The 18,358-nt window shown below is 70.2% G+C and carries 15 protein-coding genes and 1 pseudogene; 3 read left to right on the top strand and 13 right to left on the bottom strand.

Annotated features, from left to right (window positions below; genetic code table 11):
• Positions 1–87: 87 nt before the first annotated feature.
• The 6 genes from ABZY11_RS10875 to ABZY11_RS10900 all read right to left on the bottom strand — a co-directional run bounded on the left by ABZY11_RS10875 (position 88) and on the right by ABZY11_RS10900 (position 7,827).
• Positions 88–852 (bottom strand): NUDIX hydrolase, encoded by a 765-nt coding sequence (locus ABZY11_RS10875; RefSeq protein WP_356478819.1) that lies wholly within the window; start codon positions 850–852, stop codon positions 88–90.
• Positions 853–1,210: 358 nt separating this feature from the next.
• On the bottom strand, positions 1,211–2,509 hold the full coding sequence (locus tag ABZY11_RS10880) for a DUF4192 domain-containing protein (RefSeq protein WP_356478820.1): 1,299 nt from the start codon (positions 2,507–2,509) through the stop codon (positions 1,211–1,213).
• Between the two features lie 135 nt (positions 2,510–2,644).
• Positions 2,645–3,124, bottom strand: a complete 480-nt coding sequence (locus ABZY11_RS10885) for a hypothetical protein (RefSeq protein WP_356478821.1) — start codon at positions 3,122–3,124, stop codon at positions 2,645–2,647.
• Positions 3,125–4,215: 1,091 nt separating this feature from the next.
• Entirely contained in the window at positions 4,216–4,512 is a 297-nt protein-coding gene (locus ABZY11_RS10890; RefSeq protein ID WP_356478822.1) for a sulfurtransferase TusA family protein, read from the bottom strand.
• On the bottom strand, positions 4,509–5,174 hold the full coding sequence (locus ABZY11_RS10895; RefSeq protein WP_356478823.1) for a class I SAM-dependent methyltransferase: 666 nt from the start codon (positions 5,172–5,174) through the stop codon (positions 4,509–4,511). Before ABZY11_RS10895 ends, ABZY11_RS10890 begins: the two co-directional genes overlap by 4 nt.
• A gap of 493 nt (positions 5,175–5,667) precedes the next feature.
• Complete coding sequence (locus ABZY11_RS10900) at positions 5,668–7,827, bottom strand: RecQ family ATP-dependent DNA helicase (RefSeq protein WP_356478824.1); 2,160 nt, start codon at positions 7,825–7,827, stop codon at positions 5,668–5,670.
• Positions 7,828–8,206: 379 nt separating this feature from the next.
• On the opposite strand from ABZY11_RS10900, the gene ABZY11_RS10905 reads away from it, so the two are divergent.
• Positions 8,207–8,845 (top strand): hypothetical protein, encoded by a 639-nt coding sequence (locus tag ABZY11_RS10905; protein ID WP_356478825.1) that lies wholly within the window; start codon positions 8,207–8,209, stop codon positions 8,843–8,845.
• Positions 8,846–8,911: 66 nt separating this feature from the next.
• On the opposite strand, the gene ABZY11_RS10910 is transcribed toward ABZY11_RS10905, so the two are convergent.
• The 6 genes from ABZY11_RS10910 to ABZY11_RS10935 all read right to left on the bottom strand — a co-directional run bounded on the left by ABZY11_RS10910 (position 8,912) and on the right by ABZY11_RS10935 (position 15,706).
• Entirely contained in the window at positions 8,912–9,526 is a 615-nt protein-coding gene (locus tag ABZY11_RS10910; RefSeq protein WP_356478826.1) for a hypothetical protein, read from the bottom strand.
• 60 nt (positions 9,527–9,586) lie between these two features.
• The gene (locus tag ABZY11_RS10915; protein ID WP_356478827.1) at positions 9,587–10,297 is read right to left on the bottom strand and encodes a ribonuclease HII; all 711 of its coding nucleotides are present in this window, start codon (positions 10,295–10,297) and stop codon (positions 9,587–9,589) included.
• A 205-nt stretch (positions 10,298–10,502) separates the two neighbouring features.
• Positions 10,503–12,233: a DUF4173 domain-containing protein gene (locus ABZY11_RS10920; RefSeq protein WP_356478828.1), complete on the bottom strand. Its 1,731-nt coding sequence runs from the start codon at positions 12,231–12,233 to the stop codon at positions 10,503–10,505.
• A 217-nt stretch (positions 12,234–12,450) separates the two neighbouring features.
• On the bottom strand, positions 12,451–13,362 hold the full coding sequence (locus ABZY11_RS10925) for an ADP-ribosylglycohydrolase family protein (RefSeq protein ID WP_356478829.1): 912 nt from the start codon (positions 13,360–13,362) through the stop codon (positions 12,451–12,453).
• Between the two features lie 12 nt (positions 13,363–13,374).
• Positions 13,375–14,034, bottom strand: a complete 660-nt coding sequence (locus ABZY11_RS10930) for a histidine phosphatase family protein (RefSeq protein ID WP_356478830.1) — start codon at positions 14,032–14,034, stop codon at positions 13,375–13,377.
• Positions 14,035–14,095: 61 nt separating this feature from the next.
• Positions 14,096–15,706: an ABC-F family ATP-binding cassette domain-containing protein gene (locus tag ABZY11_RS10935; RefSeq protein WP_356478831.1), complete on the bottom strand. Its 1,611-nt coding sequence runs from the start codon at positions 15,704–15,706 to the stop codon at positions 14,096–14,098.
• A gap of 151 nt (positions 15,707–15,857) precedes the next feature.
• On the opposite strand from ABZY11_RS10935, the gene ABZY11_RS10940 reads away from it, so the two are divergent.
• Positions 15,858–16,517, top strand: coding sequence for a TetR/AcrR family transcriptional regulator (locus tag ABZY11_RS10940; RefSeq protein ID WP_356478832.1), 660 nt, complete (start codon positions 15,858–15,860; stop codon positions 16,515–16,517).
• Between the two features lie 59 nt (positions 16,518–16,576).
• Here the strand turns inward: ABZY11_RS10940 and ABZY11_RS10945 are convergent, their stop codons facing one another.
• Positions 16,577–17,182: a YdbC family protein gene (locus ABZY11_RS10945; protein WP_356478833.1), complete on the bottom strand. Its 606-nt coding sequence runs from the start codon at positions 17,180–17,182 to the stop codon at positions 16,577–16,579.
• A gap of 89 nt (positions 17,183–17,271) precedes the next feature.
• Between ABZY11_RS10945 and ABZY11_RS10950 the strand changes: the two are divergent.
• A pseudogene (locus ABZY11_RS10950) lies at positions 17,272–18,238 on the top strand (DUF1152 domain-containing protein).
• Positions 18,239–18,358: the final 120 nt, after the last annotated feature.

The raw sequence follows: 18,358 nt of genomic DNA on the forward strand, positions 1-18,358 counted from the left end.
GCTCGGCGGCAGGGCGGGTACCGCAGAAAGATAACGCGACATATCCGACTTTTTGTGCAGCACCAGTCCTGTGGGCGTTCCGCGAGGTCAGACTTCCGGCCTCAGCATCGGGGGGTTGAGCACGGTGGCCGCACCGGCCCGGAAGAGCTGGGCCGGGCGTCCTCCCTGGCGAGTGGTCGTCCCGCCGGTGGGCACCAGGAAGCCAGGGGTGCCGGTGACCTTGCGATGGAAGTTCCGCGGGTCGAGAACCACTCCCCACACCGCCTCGTACACCCTCCGGAGCTCGCCGACCGTGAACGCCGGAGGGCAGAAAGCGGTGGCCAGGGAGGAGTATTCGATCTTGGAGCGGGCGCGTTCGACTCCGTCGGCCAGGATCTGCGCATGATCGAAGGCCAGCGGGGCCTGGTTTTCACCCTCGTGGCCGAAGCTCCCGCCCGCCCCGAGCAGATCCTCGACAGGCGCCCATCGCGCACTGTTCGCATCGCCACCCGCCCGCGGAGCGGGCAGATCAGGTGCCAGGGCGAGATGGGCGACGCTGACGACTCGCATCCGCGGGTCACGACCGGGGTCACCGTAGGTGGCGAGCTGTTCGAGGTGGGCGCCGTTCCCGATCGCCGGGGCTGCCGGATCCTGGGCACACAAGCCGGTCTCCTCGACTAGCTCGCGCGCTGCTGCGGCTCCGAGATCCTCGTCGGCTTTGACGAAGCCTCCGGGCAGCGCCCATCGCCCCTGGAACGGTGGCTCACCACGGCGTACCACCAGCGCGCAGAGCGCGTGGCGGCGCACCGTGAGCACGACCAGGTCGACGGTGACAGCGAAGGGCGGGAAGGTCGACGGGTCGTAGGGCGGCATGCGGTGATCATAGTCGTCTGCCTGACGATAAACACTCCCTTCGCAATGCTCGTCCAAGAGCTCTTTCGGGCCGACAGGAGCCGGCCCGGAAACACATCGTCGGTGCCGGACCGCCATCGGCCAGGGCCGATCGCCCACAGATCCGCCACGGGGCGACCACCCGCGCCCCGGTGATCACCGAGCCCGAGCACCATCGCGACTCCCCCGAGGCCGATGACGTAAACGGAACTCTGGACGCCCGCGTCGTGTCCTGGCGCGGCGCCGGGCCGCTTGCGCCGCCACGGGACCGCGGAGGCCCGGTAGGGATCTCAATACGTGGCGGTGACGCGAGGTGTCGTGGAGCGACGGGGTATGCGAGTCATCCGTCATCACCGGACACACGCCGGCTGGGGGCGGCTTGCCCGGACCGACGCCGGGCGGCCGCGGATTCGGGACGGGCGGAGCTCGACGGCGTCTTCTTCCGGCGCGCGGCGGTCGGCCGCGCCGCGCGAGGTCGCGCACCCCGGTCCGGCCGGTGCCCACGCCGCCCCGTACGTGCACTGCGCTCCCCGCGCAGGCATCGGCGCAAGGTCTCCGGGTCGAGGCCCTGGTTGCACGCCTCATGAAGAAGTTGGGCAAAGGTGTACGCGGGATCCATCCGCAGGGCGAGCCCCAGAGCAACCCGCGCGCCCGGTTCGTCGCCCGTCGACCACGAGACCCATCCGGCCAGGGTCAGCGGCGCCGCGGCATGCTCCTCGTACGGTGCCACGCAACGACGGGACAGTGCGCGCCAGAGCCGCAACGCCGAACCCGCTTCCGGACCCTCCATCCATTCCGCGGCCCTGTCGCGGGTTTCCCGGTCCTGCAGGCCGAGAATGACTGCGGCTGCCTCGTCATGGCTGATCAGCCGGTCGTCATTGATGTCCGAGGCGGAGGGCGTTGCCACCGGCCCCTCCCTGAGGCGTTTCATGAGCTGCCGGGCAAGGTCCAAGGTTTCCCGGGCCACATCCTCGCGTCCCACTTCATCGAGGAGTTTGGGCACCAGCTCGGCACCCGCCGAGTCGAGTGCGCGTTGCTGGTCTGCCGCCGCCGAGGTCTGCAGAGGTGCGAGCCTCGCCTCCATCTCCCGCAACGTTCCACGCACTTGAATGCCCGCGTACGCGGCGGCGGCCGCCATCACCGAGGTGCCGGGCAGGGCCAGCTGGTTGCCCTCCGTCGGGCAGCAGCGCTCGTCGGGGCAGCAGTAGGACCAGTACCGGCCGTCGGAGATGCAGAGCGCTTCGAGCACCGGTACGTCCAGTGCGCCGCAGGCCGTACGCAGGCGCTGGGCGAGCGGCCTCAGCCGCTCCATGGTCTGACTGCCGGACTCTCCCTCGGTGGGATCCTGGCAGAGGAAAATGACGATCGCGTCAGGGCGTTCACCACGCCGCTCGCTCCCCTTGATCAAGCACTCGGCAAGCTGCTCGGCGACGGGCGCCCATTCTTGAGGTGACTGCGGGATACCGAGCCTGAGTCGGCCGCCGAAGCGACCCCGGCCGCCGTGCAGGGCGACCATGATCACGCTGTCGTTCGGGTGAAACCCCATGAGATAGGGGAGGGCATCGGCGAGTTCGGCAGGTCCTCGCAGGGTGATCTGCTGCTCATCGGCCGGACCGGTGGATTCGTGGTGCTGGTTCATGGCATGACCGTCCCGCGAGCGGCCGGATTCCGCGACCCCTGTGGATAACTTTTTCCACAGGGTCGCGAGGGCGTTCGCGTTCTGTCGTAGCCGTCGGGTTGCATGGAGGCATGACCAACGCACACCTCACAGAATTCAGGGCCTCGGCCGATTCCGTACGTGCCCGACTCGTCGGGCACGCCTCAGTCGCTGCATGGTTGCGGGGCACTCGTCACCGGCAGGCGCCCCACCCGGGCCGAACCGGATGATCCCGCCCGGCCGGTTCAACGAGGCTGCCTCGTAGACGAGCGCGGACGCGCCGCGTTCCGCGCGTAGGGGATGAAAGGTTCTGTCCCCGGACTTCACGCCCCAGACGAGTTTCCCGGTGCCGAGGTCGTAGGCACCGCCCCTGTCGTTGCCCCCTAGGCAGACGACCCCCTTGCCGACAACGGTGCCTGGGCAGTTCTTGATGCTCTCGCCCGATTCCCCGGCGTCGGTGCAGTGCGTGAAATCCTTCGGCCTGGCGTCGATGGTGGTACGGAGCTTGCCGCCCGGCCCCAGGGCGACGACCCGCCAGTTGTCGGTGCGATCCTCGAAGTGGAGGGTGGTGAAGACGACCGGATCGGCGGAGAGCACCTTGCCGGCCTTCCAGCCTTCCAGCCCGGCTGGGTCCTGAAGCGCCAGAGAACCTTGCCGGTGCGCGGGTCGATCTCCTGGAGTTGGCTGTAACTCCTGTCTCCGACGGCGCTGATCGCGCAGTCGTAGCTCACCAGGAGCCGGGCACCGCCCGCCACGTCGTTGGGGTAGCACTTCCCACGCTTCTCCATGGGAATGTCGTAGAGCTTGGCTCCGTCGCCGACCCGGTAGACGGCGGCACTCCTGTTCTGGAAGATCGCGGGGGTGTCGCCGCTGTTGGCGCTCTTCACGACGATCGTGTCGTCCCTGGAGCCGGTCGCGATGGGCTCCGGCCCAGCTGTTCTTGTCCACCGGGGCGACCTTGCCGTCCGGGGTCGGATTGACCGTTGTCTCACAGACAGGGGTGGGCAATGGCATGCTCCACGCCTCGAAACCGTCCGAGAGGCGGTAGGCCGTGACCTTCTTGTGCACGGCCTGGACGACGGTGTCGCCGAAGATCCACAGGTCGTGGAGCGTGATGCTGCGCCGGGGCACTTCTCCGCCACCGGCGAGGCGGTGCCGCCCGGCCGGTCGTCGATGACGGCGTACACCCCTCCACCCGCCATCAGGAGCAGCAGAACGACGACGGTGGCGATCAACGGCCCCTTGCTGAAGCGTCCGAGGCGCGCGTCGGCGGCCGTGATCTGGATGTGCGGCGGGGGTACTTGCGCGCCTTGCGGGCCGTCTTCGCCAGATCGAACTGGGAGCGCGGACGGGCGACGTGGATCGGTGCGGGCATGACTGGGTTCTACGGCGGGACGATTGCGCCCGCCGGCAGGTCGCGCCAGGACGCAGCCGCGTACCGAGCCCGCTGGTCGTCCGGCGGTGTGGCCACGACGGACTGGGGAACGTCGCGTTGCCGAACCGGGCGCCGACCGCGTCGAACTGGAAGCTCTCGATGATGTGTGGGCTGGTTTCGCTCCGCGGCGAGCCGTCGCCAGTTCTGCCGGGGGCGCTCGCCGGTTGCCGGTGGCTCCGGATGTCAGAACCGGCGGAATGCCGCCCGAGCCACATCCGCAGCCCTGCCGGGCCTCAGGACCTTGGTCACGACGTCACTCGGTCGGAGCGGTGTGCCAGGGAGCGCCAGGGAGAGTCGGGCGAGCTTCGGCAACCAGCCGCAGCGCGTACATCGGGGGTTCTCCGGGCACCGGGCCGAGGTAGTCGTGGCCGGTCATGTGGCACCAGGCCGGCAGATCGAGGGGTGCGGCGGGGTCGGTCGCGGTCACGTGCACCACGGTTCCTGGAGGCGCGCCGTCGATCTGCTTGCGCAGGCGCAGCAGAAGTGTGACGCAGAGCAGTCCGGTGCCGTCGATGGTGATGTCGGCGGCCGGTATCGGGTCGCTGTTCATCGGGGCAGGGTTTGGGTGACGCGCCAGAGGCGCCGCGGAAGGTCGCCTTCCTCGAAGGCGTGGATTTCGTTGGAAGTCCAGCCGTCGGCGAGGGCGTCGACGAGCTGGCGGGGGAAGAAATGTACGGCGAAGCCGCCTTGTTCGTAGATGTCGTCTCCGTGGGCAATGCCGGCGCCGAAGTGGGCGTCCCCGGTGTGGCGGACGGTGTATACGAAGGTCCCGCCAGGACGCAGCACGCGACGGACTTCGCCGACGAGGGCGTGGATCTCCTTGGTGGAGAGGGCCATGCACAACAGCATGTGCGCGAAGACCGCGTCGACCGAGGCGTCCGGCAGGGGCAGCGGTTCGCGCACGTCGTGGAGTGTGGTGGTCACCCGCTCGGCGACGCCCTGGGCGTGGGCGGCCTGTCGTAGCTGGTCCAGACCGACAGGACTGAAGTCGGTGGCCTGGACGGTGAAGCCCTCTCGGGCGAAGTACAGGGTGTCCCGACCGTGTCCGGCACCCAGCTCCAGCACATCGGTCGCTCCGGCCACGCGGAAGACCCGTGCGGCGTGAACGGCGGGTGCCGAGGGCTGCTCGCCGTACATGCCGGGGTGGACGGTGTAGGTGTTCTGCCAGTGCTGCCGCTGTACCTCGGCCAGCCCCTGTGCGTCATCGCTCATGTCTGTTCGCTCCCACGCAGGATCTGCCCAACACCCTAGAACGTGCTGGCCAGGGCCCCAACAGGTCCGTCCCCAGCCGGGCGACGCACGAGGCGGGGCCGGACCCGTCGATGCCGGGTGTCACGGCGGATCGGGTGCGGCAGTTGCGGCCAGGGCTGCGCCCGCAGTGGTCGGGCCTCCATGACGTGACGGCAGTGCAGTCGGCGCCGCCGGGGTCGGTCGCGGTGGGCACGCAGCAGCCCATGCCCTGCCTGGCGTCGCGGCCCTCCCGCGGGCCGAGTCGACGGTGACGTACGGCGCGGTCCCATCACCAACAAATACGACGGGGCCACCAGACCATCTGGCGTTTCCGATCCGGGGATCCGACAGTCACCAGCGCGGTCCTGCGGTCCGTCCCGACAAGCACTTCCCGGGCGTCGTCGAGCGTGGGCCGAGCCACGCATGGGCCAGCGCCCTTCGGCAGGCCTGCCGCAGCGACACGCGCGTGAACAGCTCAGCCTGCCGCAGCCAGGACCAGTGGAAGAACCTGGTCGCTGCCTGCCTGCCTCAGCAGGCGGGCAGCGACGGCGAGGGTCCAGCCGGAGTCGGTGCAGTCGTCCACGAGCAGGACGGGGCCGGGAGTGCGGGCCAGGGCGTCGGTCAGCTCCTCCGGGACGGCGAAGGTGCCGGAGAGCGCCCTGAGGCGTTGGGCGGAGTTGCTGCGGCGTGCCGCGTGCGCGCCGTTCGGCCCGGTGTACGTCAGGGTGCCGAGGAAGGGGAGGCGGCCGATGGACGCGATTCCCTGGGCGAGGGAGCCGACCAGTTGCGGGCGGGTCAGGGACGGTACGGCGACGACTCCCACCGGCCGGGCAGTGGCGTCCAAGACATTCGGCGCCCAGCCGCCCGAGGAGCGCGCCCAGTCGGCGAGGACCGCCACCGCGGCCTGCAGGACATCGTCGGGGACCGGCCCATCGGGCGCGTTCTCGGCCAGCAGCGGGCGCAGTCGGTTGCCCCAGCCGATGTCCGAGAGCCTCCCCAGGGCCCGCCCGGTGGAGCACTGTTCCTTGGCCGGGATACGGCCCTTGAGGTCGATGCCCAGTGCGGGCATCCCCGTCGGCCACATCCGGCGCGGCTCGACCTCCACCCCCGGACGATCCAGTTCCTTCGTCGCGCCTGTCAAAGTCTCCGCCGAAACGGCCGAATCGGCCCAGGCCCCCGCGCAGTTGTCGCAACGGCCGCACGGGGCCGCCCCCTCGTCGTCCAGCTGCCGGCGTAGGAACTCCATCCGGCACCGGGCCGTGCTCGCGTAATCACGCATGGCCTGCTGCTCGGCTGCCCGCTGCCGCGCCACCCACGCGTAGCGTTCGGCGTCGTACACCCACTCGGCTCCCGTGGCCGTCCAGCCGCCCTTCACCCGCTTGACCGCGCCGTCGACGTCCAGCACCTTCAGCATCGACTCCAAGCGGGTACGCCGAAGATCCACCGCGGCCTCCAGGGCCGGCACGGACAGCGGCCGTCCGGCACCGGCGAGGGCCGAGAGGGTCTGTCGCACCTGGGCCTCGGGCGGAAAGGCGGTGTCGGCGAAGTAGCGCCAGATGGCCTCGTCCTCCTTGCCCGGCAGCAGCAGCACATCGGCGTGGGCCACCCCGCGCCCCGCACGGCCCACCTGCTGGTAGTAGGCGATCGGCGAGGACGGCGAGCCGAGATGGACCACGAAGCCCAGGTCCGGCTTGTCGAAGCCCATGCCCAGGGCCGATGTCGCGACCAGTGCCTTGACCCGGTTCTCCTGGAGGTCGACCTCGGCCTGCAGCCGGTCGGCGTTCTCCGTTCTTCCGGTGTACGAGGCGACGCGGAAGCCGCGCTGCCGCAGAAAAGCGGTGGCCTCCTCGGCCGCGGCGACGGTGAGGGCGTAGATGATCCCGGAGCCCGGCAGCTCGTCCAGGTGCTCGGCGATCCAGGCCAGGCGGTGCGCGGCGTCCGGCAGCCGGACCACACCCAGCCGCAGGCTTTCCCGCTCCAGCGGACCGCGCAGCACCAGGGCCTCGCCTGCGCCGGTACCCAGCTGATCGGCCACATCCGCGGTGACCCGGGCGTTCGCGGTCGCGGTGGTGGCCAGCACCGGCACGCCGGGAGCGAGCTCGGCCAGCATCGCCCGCAACCGGCGGTAGTCGGGCCGGAAGTCATGCCCCCAGTCGGAAATACAGTGCGCCTCGTCCACCACCAGCAGACCGGTGGTGGCCGCGAGTTTGGGCAGCACCTGATCGCGAAAATCCACAGAATTGAGACGTTCCGGGCTTACGAGGAGTACGTCGGTGTCGCCGCGTTCGACCTCCTCGTAGATGGTGTCCCACTCCTCCGGGTTGGCCGAGTTGATGGTGCGCGCCCGGATACCGGCCCGCGCCGCCGACTCGACCTGGTTACGCATCAACGCCAGCAGCGGCGAGACGATCACCGTGGGCCCGGAACCACGCCGACGCAGCAGAGCGGTGGCGACGAAGTACACCGCCGACTTGCCCCAGCCCGTGCGCTGCACCACCAGGGCACGCCGGCGCTCCTCCACCAGAGCCGCCACTGCCTGCCACTGGTCCTCCCGCAGCCGCGCCGAACCCCCCGGGTCCCCGACGAGCTCGGCGAGGATGGCATCGGCTTCGGCGCGGAGCTCCAGGTTGTCCATGCCCCCATGCAACCCGATGGCAAGGACAATCGGCGAATCCACCCCACAAGACACCCGGCTGATCTCCCGGACGCCCGCCGGAGGTCGACGGCGACAGCGGGACTGTCGCGGCCGGGCGGGCCGAGGGGGTGTTTCCGCTGGTCCTCGCCGTTCAGGTGGGACGGGAGGAGTCATCCGGGCACGGCGTGGGCAGGGATATCAGAGTCATTCCGGCTGATACCCGTCAGCTGTGCCAATTGCTCGTTGCCGCCCGCCGATACGCCAGGAAGAATTGGACTCGCTCCCCGCACAGTCCCTTTCGCGGCCCGGAAGGGCTGTGCCGCGGTGCGCCCTCACTCGACCCTGCCCGCACCATGGGCGCGTATGCGAAGGGAGGATCGTGACCTTCGGATTCGCTCCGTCCGCAGCCACTTCTATGTCGGCGTCCTCGGCATCCGCCGACTCCGCCAACCGTCTTGCCAGGATGCTCGAACCGGCCGAGTGGGCCGAAGCGGGCATACCGTTGCTGCGCAGCCCCCGCGAGGTCGTCAGCGGACTGCACGCCCGGCACAGACCGACCCCGGCGACCGCCGTGGTCGCCGTGCTCGACCATGAGGAACGCCTCACGGCCAGCGCCTCGTTCGCCCGCCGCTCCACAGCCGCGGACGGCTGGGAGTTCCGCAACGCACTGCTGGCCCATCTGCGCCGGGTCATCCCGCACGATCTCCGCCGCCGCACGCCCGTCCGTACCGCGGTGCTTCTCTACTGCCGTGAGGGCGACGAGCGTTGGACGGAGGAGGACGGGGCGTGGATGTGGGGCCTGCGGGATGCCTGCACCCTGCACGGTCTGCGGTGCGGCGCGTACATCACGCTGACCCACGGCGGTTGGCAGGTGCTGGGCGAGGGCCGTGGCGGGCGCCGTCCCAACTCCACGTCGCAGCCGTCCGCTCTCGCCGACACCTCGCTCGGCCAGGATCCGGCTCCGCTGCGCACCGGCGGCGGTGCGGCGCAGGCACTGCGGCGCACCGCGGCCCGCTGACCGTAACCCCGGGCCCGGCCGCCCCGTCGGGCAGCCGGGCCGACACGGTCGTGGGTGCCCTGCGGGTCAGACTCCGGCACCGAGCACGGCGTTGATCCGCTGCGGGTCCCCGCACACGATCAGCAGTGCTCCGGCGCGCTCCCGCGCCCCGGTCAGCGCTCCGGCGACGGCGTCACCGCCGTTGACGGCGACGATCACCACCGGGCGGGTCCGCACCCGGTCCGCGGCAGCGGCACCGGCGAAGAAGACATCGTCGCCGGCCTCGTGCTGCGCCCAGTAGGCGGCCTCGCCGAAGGACAGTTCGTGCGCGGCCCACGGGTGCTGCTCGCCGGTGGTGAGCACCAGGATGTCGCCGGGTGCGCGGCCGGAGTCGAGCAGCAGGTCCACTGCTTCGTCGGCGGCATCGAGTGCGCCGGCCGCCGAGGCCGGGATCAGCTGGATCTGCGGTGCGGAACGATTCTCCGCCTGGTCCGTCTGGGGTCGGCCGGGGGTGGGGTGCGGGCGCTGCGCCGGGGGCGCGGGCCTCGCGGGGCCGGGTCCGGGACGACCGGGACGCGGCGTGGCCGCTGAACGCGGACCGGGTACAGGACGGGGGGTCGACGCGGTGCGGCCGGCGGCCGGAGTGACGCGGGGACCCTGGGCGCTCTCGTGAATCTGAGGCTCCTCGGGGATGAGAGGCATGGGTGGTTGTCTATCAAACGCCGGCGCACGGGGCGTCGGCGGGTGGGTACATGTGCGCGATCAGAAGTCGAAGCCGAGCTGGCCCCCGCTTTCCAGTGCAGCCGCCTCGGCGGAGATGCGGACCTTCTTGAGGTGCTGCCACCTGGGCAGCGCGTCGAGGTAGGACCACGAAAGACGGTGGTGGGGTGTCGGCCCCCACTCCTCCAGCGCGGCCCTGTGTACGGGCGACGGGTAACCGGCGTTGGCCCCGAAGGCGAACTCGGCGTACTCGCCGGAATCCGCGCCCAGTTCGGCCATCATCGTGTCCCGGTGGACCTTCGCGATCACCGAGGCGGCCGCGACCGCGATACAGGACTGGTCGCCCTTGATCACTGTGCGGACCCGCCAGGGCTGTCCCAGGTAGTCGTGCTTGCCGTCGAGAATCACCGCGTCCGGCCGCACCGGCAGGCCTTCGAGGGCGCGTACGGCGGCTAGGCGCAGCGCGGCCGTCATCCCCAGCTCGTCGATCTCCTGCGGAGAGGCATCGCCGAGACCGAATGCGGTGACCCAGCGCTCCAGCAACGGTGCCAGCTCCGCGCGACGTTTGGGGGTGATCAGCTTGGAGTCGGTGAGTCCGGCCGGAGGTCTGCGGAGGCCGGTGACGGCCGCGCACACGGTGACCGGTCCCGCCCACGCTCCGCGTCCGACCTCATCGACACCGGCGACGGTCTTGGCACCAGTGGTAGCGCGCAGCGAGCGCTCGACGGTGTGCGTGGGTGGTTCGTACGGCATGGCGCCTGTCAGCGTACGCCGATGGGGCGGCCGACAACACCCCGGGGCGCCCGTCGGACGCCCCGGACTCGTGACACGGCGCGGACAGCGTCGCGGCACAGCCGTGGACGCCGGCATTCCGTACGACGGGGCGCCCCGGGAAGGCATGTGCCGACGTCGTTGCGCGCGACGGCGCGGCCGCCGCATGCAACGCGGCTCGGCCCGGTCAGTACGGGTCGTACGGATCGTTCTCGTCACCGTCGCGATCACTGCCCCCGATGCCCGTACGCGACCCGGAGCAGGACCGTGTCGGGTCGGCCGGACTCCGCTTCCGCAGAATGTCCCGGGCCTGTGCCTCGCCCCAGCTGGTGGCGTACCAGGAAGAGTCGTCGGAGCGCAGCGACCCTTCGATGTCCATGAGGGCGCAGGAGCGCAGTGGTTCGGGCAGTGTGTCCAGGGCCGGTACTGCGTCGGCCGAGAGGCCCCGGAGGTAGCCGATGTCGATCGAGTGACCGTCGCGGTACCGCTGGACGTTCTGCTCCGCGATCAGTCCGTCGGGCGAGACCAGTCCGAACGCGAGGACACCGACGGCCGCGCTCGCGGCCACGGCACGCGGCAGCAGGCGGGCACCGAACACCCCGGCGGCCATGATCAGGACGAGCACCACGCCCAGCCAGAGTTCCACCGCGGCCACGGATATCCGCAGCCGCGTCAGACCGTACGCGTCGACGTAGAGGTCCATCCGCCTCAGCGCGGAGGCCACAACGATCAGGGTGAGCAGGCACAGCACGCCGAGCACGCTCCGGACGAGGGTGCGGTCGCTGCCCCGCCCGCGAGGGGCCCAGCGCAGGGCGAGTGCGATCACCAGCAGTGTGAGGAGTGTGGCCCAGAGAAGCTGCCAGAAACCCTGCCGGGCGTATGCGGAATAGCTGAGACCGGGCTCGGCCATCACCTTGTCGTATCCGCCGAGCAGCACGGTGAGCTGGACGGCGACGAAGACGGCGAACAGCAGGTTCAGTACGACGAGCGGCAGGGCCCACTCCAGTCGCCCGCGAGGCTTCCCCCGGCGGACCGTGATGCCGTCCCAGCGCACCGGAGCTGCTGCGGCGTACGCGGCGGCGAGCGCGCCGGCCAGGCCGACCAGGAAGAGGAGGAACCGCCACGGGGTGCCGCTGAGCGACACATCGGGCATCAGACTGCCGAGCACGTCGGCGAAGGCGGCGTCGGCGCTCGCGAACAGCGCCCCGAACACGATGAGCAGGACGATCGCCACCGCGACGCTGCGGAGGATGACCCCCAGCCGGCCACGGGAACCCGTCATCCGCGCGCGCACGCCCCGTGCGCCCCAGGCCAGACCGTCCGCGATGGAGCTGAACAGGCCCAGCGAACCCAGAAACACCCCGAGCCAGCTTCGACTGCCGTGCAGGGCCAGTGAGCCCAGCGCGACGGCCGACACGACGGCCAGGAAGACGGGCCAGCCGGCGTCCCGGAGGGCCGGGACGGCGAGGAGCGCCAGTCCGCCGACCGCCCAGAAGGCCGTCCACGGGCGGAGGCGGCGACCGGCCGTCCGCGCGGCGAAGAATGCCCCGAGCGCTGCGGAGACCGCGACGATCAGTGCGTTCGGGCCGAGACCGTCACCCAGCAGCAGGGCGCTCAGCATCGCCGTGACGATGACGGAGCAGAGCGTCGCGCCGCGGATGGCGGCGGGCGCCGCCGGGCGCAGCGTCGACAGCGCGGAGGGCTGAGGGCTGCTCTGCCGCCAGGGGTTGGGCGGATGCGGCTGCCCACCCCGCTGCGCGTATCCCGGCACTTTCGGCGGCTCGGAGGTGGTGTCGCGGGGCTCCGGCACCGAAGCCTTCGACCATGCGATCCGCTCGGACGTTCCGGCCTGCCCCGACGCTTCGGACGGCTCTGGGGCGTCTGCCGGCCGGGGCGTTTCTGACGTGTGATCGGACATGGGACCCCTCCCCTACCGAGGTCCGCACACACCGCCCGCAGGGCAGCGGCTGGGGGCACCCCGGCGTCTCATTTTTGGCGCACGCCCGTCTGGATGATCATCAACGGCGGCGTGGCCGAAAGAGTAGCTTCCGCTCACTGTTCCGGGCCGTGCGGGAGGGAGCTGTGGCAGTACCGTGACAGTCGGGTGGCCCCAGCAGGCGTTCCGTGGTGCCGCCCTACCGCGGGAGCCAGCCCGGCAGTTCTTCCGTCCGTGCCGTCCAGCCTGCCGGTGGTGCGCCTGCCCCTCCCGCCGCGACGACCCCGCCGACGATCGCGCAGGTCGTGTCGACGTCTCCGCCCGCTTGGGCGGTCACCCAGAAAGCCTGCTCGAAATCGCCGAGGCTCCGCGCCGCAGACCAGAGGGCGAACGGAACGGTGTCATGTGCACTGGTACGCCGACCGTTGCCGAGGACCGCTGCGACCGTCCCGGCGTCGCCGTAGTCGAGCATGTCGCGTGCCCGTCGCAGTCCGGCACCGACGGCGCTGCGCGGTACGAGCGCGATGACGCCGTCGAGCAGTTCAGCCGGGGTGGGCGGCCCGGTCGTCGCCGCCGCCAGCGAGGCGGCCGCCGCGACGGCCATCGCGCCCACGACCGCCTCGCGGTGCTGGTGCGTGGTGTACGAGGAGATCTCGGCCTGGTGTGTGGCCTGCTCCGGGTCGTCCGCGTACCAGGCGCCGAGCGGCGCGATGCGCATCGCCGAGCCGTTGCCCCAGGAGCCCTGGCCCTGGAACAGCGCGGACGCCAGCTCCCGCCAGTCACCGCCCTCCCGGACCAGCCTGAGCAAGCGGTTCACGGCGGGGCCGTACCCACGGTCGAAGTCATGATGATGGGCGAAGGAACGGGCGAGCGCGTCCTGGTCGATCCGTTCGTGCTCCGCGAGCACGGCCAGCACCGAGCACGCCATCTCGGTGTCGTCCGTCCACTGCCAGGAGCCGGGGGGAAGTTCCCGCCGCTTCAGCAGCGGATAGTTGGCGGGCACAAAGAACTGGGAGCCAAGTGCGTCTCCCACGGAAAGCCCGCGCAGGCTGGCCAGGGCGCGCAGGAAACGTTGGCCGGAAGCACCGGAAGCAGAGTCAGCGGTTGTCATCGCCCTTCCACTCTATCCGGTGATGCCGTACGGCTCAGGGGTACGCCAGCGCTCGAACGGCCGGTCAAGGGTGTAGCGCCCGTCCTCGCCGAGCATCAGCGTCCGGGTCTCCCCATTGCCCGGATTGGACAGTGACTCGAATTCGGCAACCGACCAGTGGAACCAGCGCATGCAGAACAAGCGCATGGTCAGTCCGTGCGTGACCAGCAGAACGTTCTGCGGGTGGTCGGGCGCCTCGAAACTCCGGTACAGGCTCTCCAGAAAGGCCCCCACCCTGTCGTACACATCGGCTCCGGACTCCCCCTGCGCGAACCGGTAGAAGAAGTGGCCGTACGCGTCCCGGTACGCCTTCTGCAGGCGCACGTCGTCGCGGTCCTGCCAGTTGCCCCAGTCCTGCTCCCGCAGCCGCGGCTCCTCCCGTACCCGCACGTTCTCGAGGTCCAGGCCGAGGGACCTGAATGTCTCGTGGGTGCGGCGGTAGGGCGAGACGTACACGCTGACCCGCTCGCCGTCGAACAACTCCCGCAGCCGCACGCCCGTCTCCCTGGCCTGCCTCAACCCTGTCGCGGTGAGCCTCAGCGCATGGTCCGGCTCACGCTCGTACACCGTGTCGTCGGCATTGCCCTCGGACTCCCCGTGCCGGACGAGGACGATGCGTTTCGGTCGTGCCATGTACCGACCCTAGGGCCTGTCCGACCCTGATCCGCCGGACAGGCCATAGGTCGGCTGCGGCTCATTCGAGCAGCTGTCCGGACTCCATCCGACGGATGTCGCCGGTGAAGCGGCGGCGCAACAGCCGGTCGTGCGAGACCACGACCAGCGCACCCTGCCAGTGGGCCAGCGCTTCCTCCAGTTCCTGTACGAGTCCGGGTGCGAGGTGGTTCGCCGGTTCGTCGAGCAGCAGCAGATCCGCGGGCCGGGCCAGGAGACGAGCGAGAGCGAGCCGTCTGCGCTGCCCCGCCGAAAGCGATCCGACCGGTACTCGGAGGTCGCGGGAACGGAACAGTCCGTACGAGAGCAGCAGTTCCTCCTGTTCGTCATCGGTGAGCGGCAGTCCTCGGCCGAATTCCGTGAGCACACACTCCGCCGGGCGGTGCACCGGTATCTCCTGCGCGAGGTAGCCGATCCCGCCGCGCCGGACCACGCGCCCCGTGTCCGGGGCGAGCACGCCCGCCATGACTCGGAGCAGAGTGGACTTCCCCGCCCCGTTGCCGCCGTGGATCAGCAGTCTGTCGGCTGCCGCCACGGAGAGCCGGTCGACTGCGAGTCTGTCGCCGACCCTTGTGCCGATCAGGGACACAAGGTCTCCCCCGGTCGCGCCGGCCGTGGGCAGTACGGCGAAGCGCAGGGGGTCCGGCGGCCTGGGGACGGGCTGTGCCCTCAGCCGCTCCAGTCGCTTGCGAGCGTTGCGGACCCGGCCGGACACCGAGGCCTGGACCCGGCCTGCGGCCCGGTCGTACGCCATTTTGTTGTTGTCCTTGATGGCGCGGCCGATCGCGACGCCGTGGGCGGTGGTCGACGTGTACTCCTCCAGCTGCGCGGACTCCTCGCACCACTGGGCATAGGACTGCTCCCAGCGTTGCCGTGCGGCGCTCTGCTCGGCCCGGAATCCCGCGTAGCCACCGCCGTAGCGCACGACCGTCCGTCGGTCGGCGTCGACCTCCAGCACCGCAGTGGCGACGTGCTCCAGGAAGACCCGGTCGTGGGACACGGCGACCACGGTGCCGGTATGGGACTGCAGGGCACTCTCCAGCCAGTCGAGCGCGGTTCCGTCCAGGTGGTTGGTGGGTTCGTCGAGCAGCATCACTTCGGGGGACGCCGCGATCAGGCAGGCAAGGCCCAGTCTTGCCTGCTCGCCGCCGGAGAGACTGTCGAGCTTCCTGACCGGCCCTATGTGCGCGAGGCCGAGGCCGTGCATCGCCTTGTCGACGCGGGCGTCCGCTTCGTATCCCCCGCGCGACTCGAACTCGGCGAGCAGGTCTCCGTAGGCGGCGAGCGCGGCATCGTCGGCCGCACCGAGATCCGCCTCGGCCTCCCGCAACTTCCGCTCCATGGCGCGCAGTTCCGCCAACGCGTCGTCGATGGTGTCCTGGACCGTGCGATCGGGCGGCAGTCGTGGAGTCTGGGCCAGCAGGCCGGTGCCGCGGCCGGCGAACCTGAACACACTCCCGGAATCGGGCTGTTCGAGCCCCGCGAGGAGCCGGAGCAAGGTCGTCTTCCCCGCGCCGTTCTCCCCCACGATGCCGATCCGCTCACCCGGGCGCACGGACAGCGAGACATCGTCGAGCAACAGTCTGTCGCCGCGGGACATGGTCACGCCGCGCAGAGAGATCTGGGTAGTCAAGGGCTCCTCCCAATCGAGTCGACCAGAGAACAGCGGAAAAGCGGAAAAGCACGGCAAGGACAGGGGGACCGCGCAGGACAGTTAACGCAATCGATGTCGCATTAAGGTGAGTGTGGCACACTGGAGCCCACTAACGCAACAGGAGTAGCAATTGACTGAACAGAGAACCTCACCGCCGGCCGACCCGCCGCCGCCCCCGCTCGCTCCCGGCACCCGTCGCCCCGGCGGCAGAACCGCCCGTACCCGAGCGGCGGTCCGTGATGCCGTCCTCACTGGCCTGGCGGAGCACGGCTACCCGGGCCTCACAGTCGAATACGTCGCGGAGCATTCCGGCATCCACAAGACCACCCTCTACCGCCGCTGGGGAAACCTCGAAGGGCTCCTCGTGGACGCCCTGGACCTGGCCGGAGAGGACAGCTGGACACCGCCCGACACCGGAAGCCTGGAAGGAGATCTGCGCGCCCTGGCGCACACGACGGCCGCCTCCTTCGAGGACTCCACCGCAGCGGCCGCACCGACCGCGTTCATCGCCGCGGCCTTCCATTCCGAACGCGCCGCAAAGGCGCTGAACGCCTTCTACACAGAGCGGTTCGCCCGCTGCGAGGCCATCGTCGCGCGCGCCGTGTCCCGGCGCGAACTGGACCCGCGCACGGACGCGGGAGCGCTCGTCAGGGCCGTGGTCTCGCCCCTGTTCTTCAGGCTGTTCATCACCCGCGAGCCGATGGACGAAGCGCTGGCCGACCGGTCCGCCGACGCGGCACTGGCAGCCGCCCGCGCCGGAGTCTTCAACTCCCCGGCGGAGTCCGCCTGATCGGCCGCCCGGAGGGCCCCTGGCTCACCGCTCCGGCGACACCGGTCCAGCCAGGCCGGTCACACCGTCCACGACGGCTCCAGCTGAACGACGTCTCCCGCCAGTTCCGCCACGTCGTCCTCGGTCTGCGCCCGTTGCGACAGCCGCTCGATGCTCCCCGCCCGATACTTGCCGCGCTCGGCACTCGACTGCCACATGGACAACACGAGGAACTCGTGCCCCGGCGCCTCCCCGAACACCCCTCGCAGCATGCCGGGCGATCCGGCCATCGCCGGATTCCACACCCGCTCCTGCATCAACGCGAAGTGCTCCACCCGGTCCTCGCGCACCTTGCTGTGCGCCACCCGGACCACATCCGCATCGGTGAAGCGCGGCTCGAAGCCGGTCTTCACATCGAAGCGGTGCTCGAACAGCTTGACCTGGATGCCGCTGTACGTACCGGACTGCGCGGCGGCCAGGCCGTCGTGTGCGCGCGCCATGAACGAGTCGTAGAAGACGCGGTTGTCCCAGAAGGCGAAGACGTGCGCCACATCCGGACGCCCCCGGCTCCACCCGCCGCCCTGGCCCCTGAATCCGGGCTCACCCAGCAGCTCCGCCCATTTCCGCTGCCCCCGTTCAAAACCTCGACGGTCCACCACGGTGCAACGAATCCACTTGACCAGCACCGCGCCATCGTACGGTGCCGGGCGTGGCACCGGTCACGCTCTGATGGAGTACGCCCGAAGTGACCGCGATGAACCGCAGAATGATCTCCATGGTCTCGCTGCACACCAACCCCCTGCTCGCCCGGCTCGAATCCGCGGAACGTGTCCTCGTCGCAGGGGCCGGCGGCGGCTTCGACATCTACGCGGGACTCCCCATCGCGCTCTCCCTGTTCCACCAGGGCAAGCGAGTACAGCCGGCCAATCTGTCGTTCAGCGCTCTCGAAGGACTGCCCCTCGAATCCCGGCTCGCCCCGGGAGTCGCCGCCATCACCCCTGAAACAGCCCTCCACCAGGCGTACTTCCCGGAACGCACGCTCGCCCAGTGGCTCGATCTGCACGGCTACCCGAACACGGTCCACGCCTTCTCCCGTGTGGGCGTACAACCGCTGCGTGCCGCCTACCGGGCGTTGATCGAGAAGTACGAGATCGACGCGGTCGTCCTGGTCGACGGCGGTACGGACATCCTGATGCGCGGCGACGAATCCGGCCTCGGCACCACGGAGGAGGATCTGACCAGCGTGGCCGCGCTCGCCGCAATCGACGTACCGGAACGCCTCGTTGTCTCCATCGGCTTCGGCATCGACGCGTACCACGGGGTGAGCCACGTCTCGTGCTGGAGAACATCGCCGCACTCGAACGCGACGGTTCCTGCCTCGGCGCGTTCTCCGTATCCCGTACGACACGTGAAGGCGCGCTGTTCGTCGATGCCGTGGCACACTCCCAGCACGACACGCCCGACCACCCCAGCATCGTGAACGGGTCGATCGCCGCCGCCGTCCAAGGAGCTTTCGGGGACGTCCGATTCACCTCGCGCACCCGTGGCAGCGAGCTGGCAGCGAGCTGTTCATCAACCCTCTGATGACGCTCCGCTTCGCCTTCGAGCTGGACGGGGTCGCCCGCAACTGCCTCTGTCTCGACCGCATCGAGAACACCCGTCTCATCCGTCAGGTCAGCAGCGCCATCGAGAACTTCCGGGACGAGGTCAAGCAGCGGCCGCCGCGCCGCATTCCGCACTGAACCGGAGACGCAACGAGACCACCAGCCCACGAGGCCCCAGACCATGACGAACCGATGGCCCGATGGCCCGATTTCATCGCCGAAAACCAAGCCGGTTGGCTCCACGGTCGGTTACGGACA

Origin of the sequence: Streptomyces sp. NPDC006510, from assembly GCF_040611955.1 — a bacterium.
Taxonomy (GTDB): domain Bacteria; phylum Actinomycetota; class Actinomycetes; order Streptomycetales; family Streptomycetaceae; genus Streptomyces.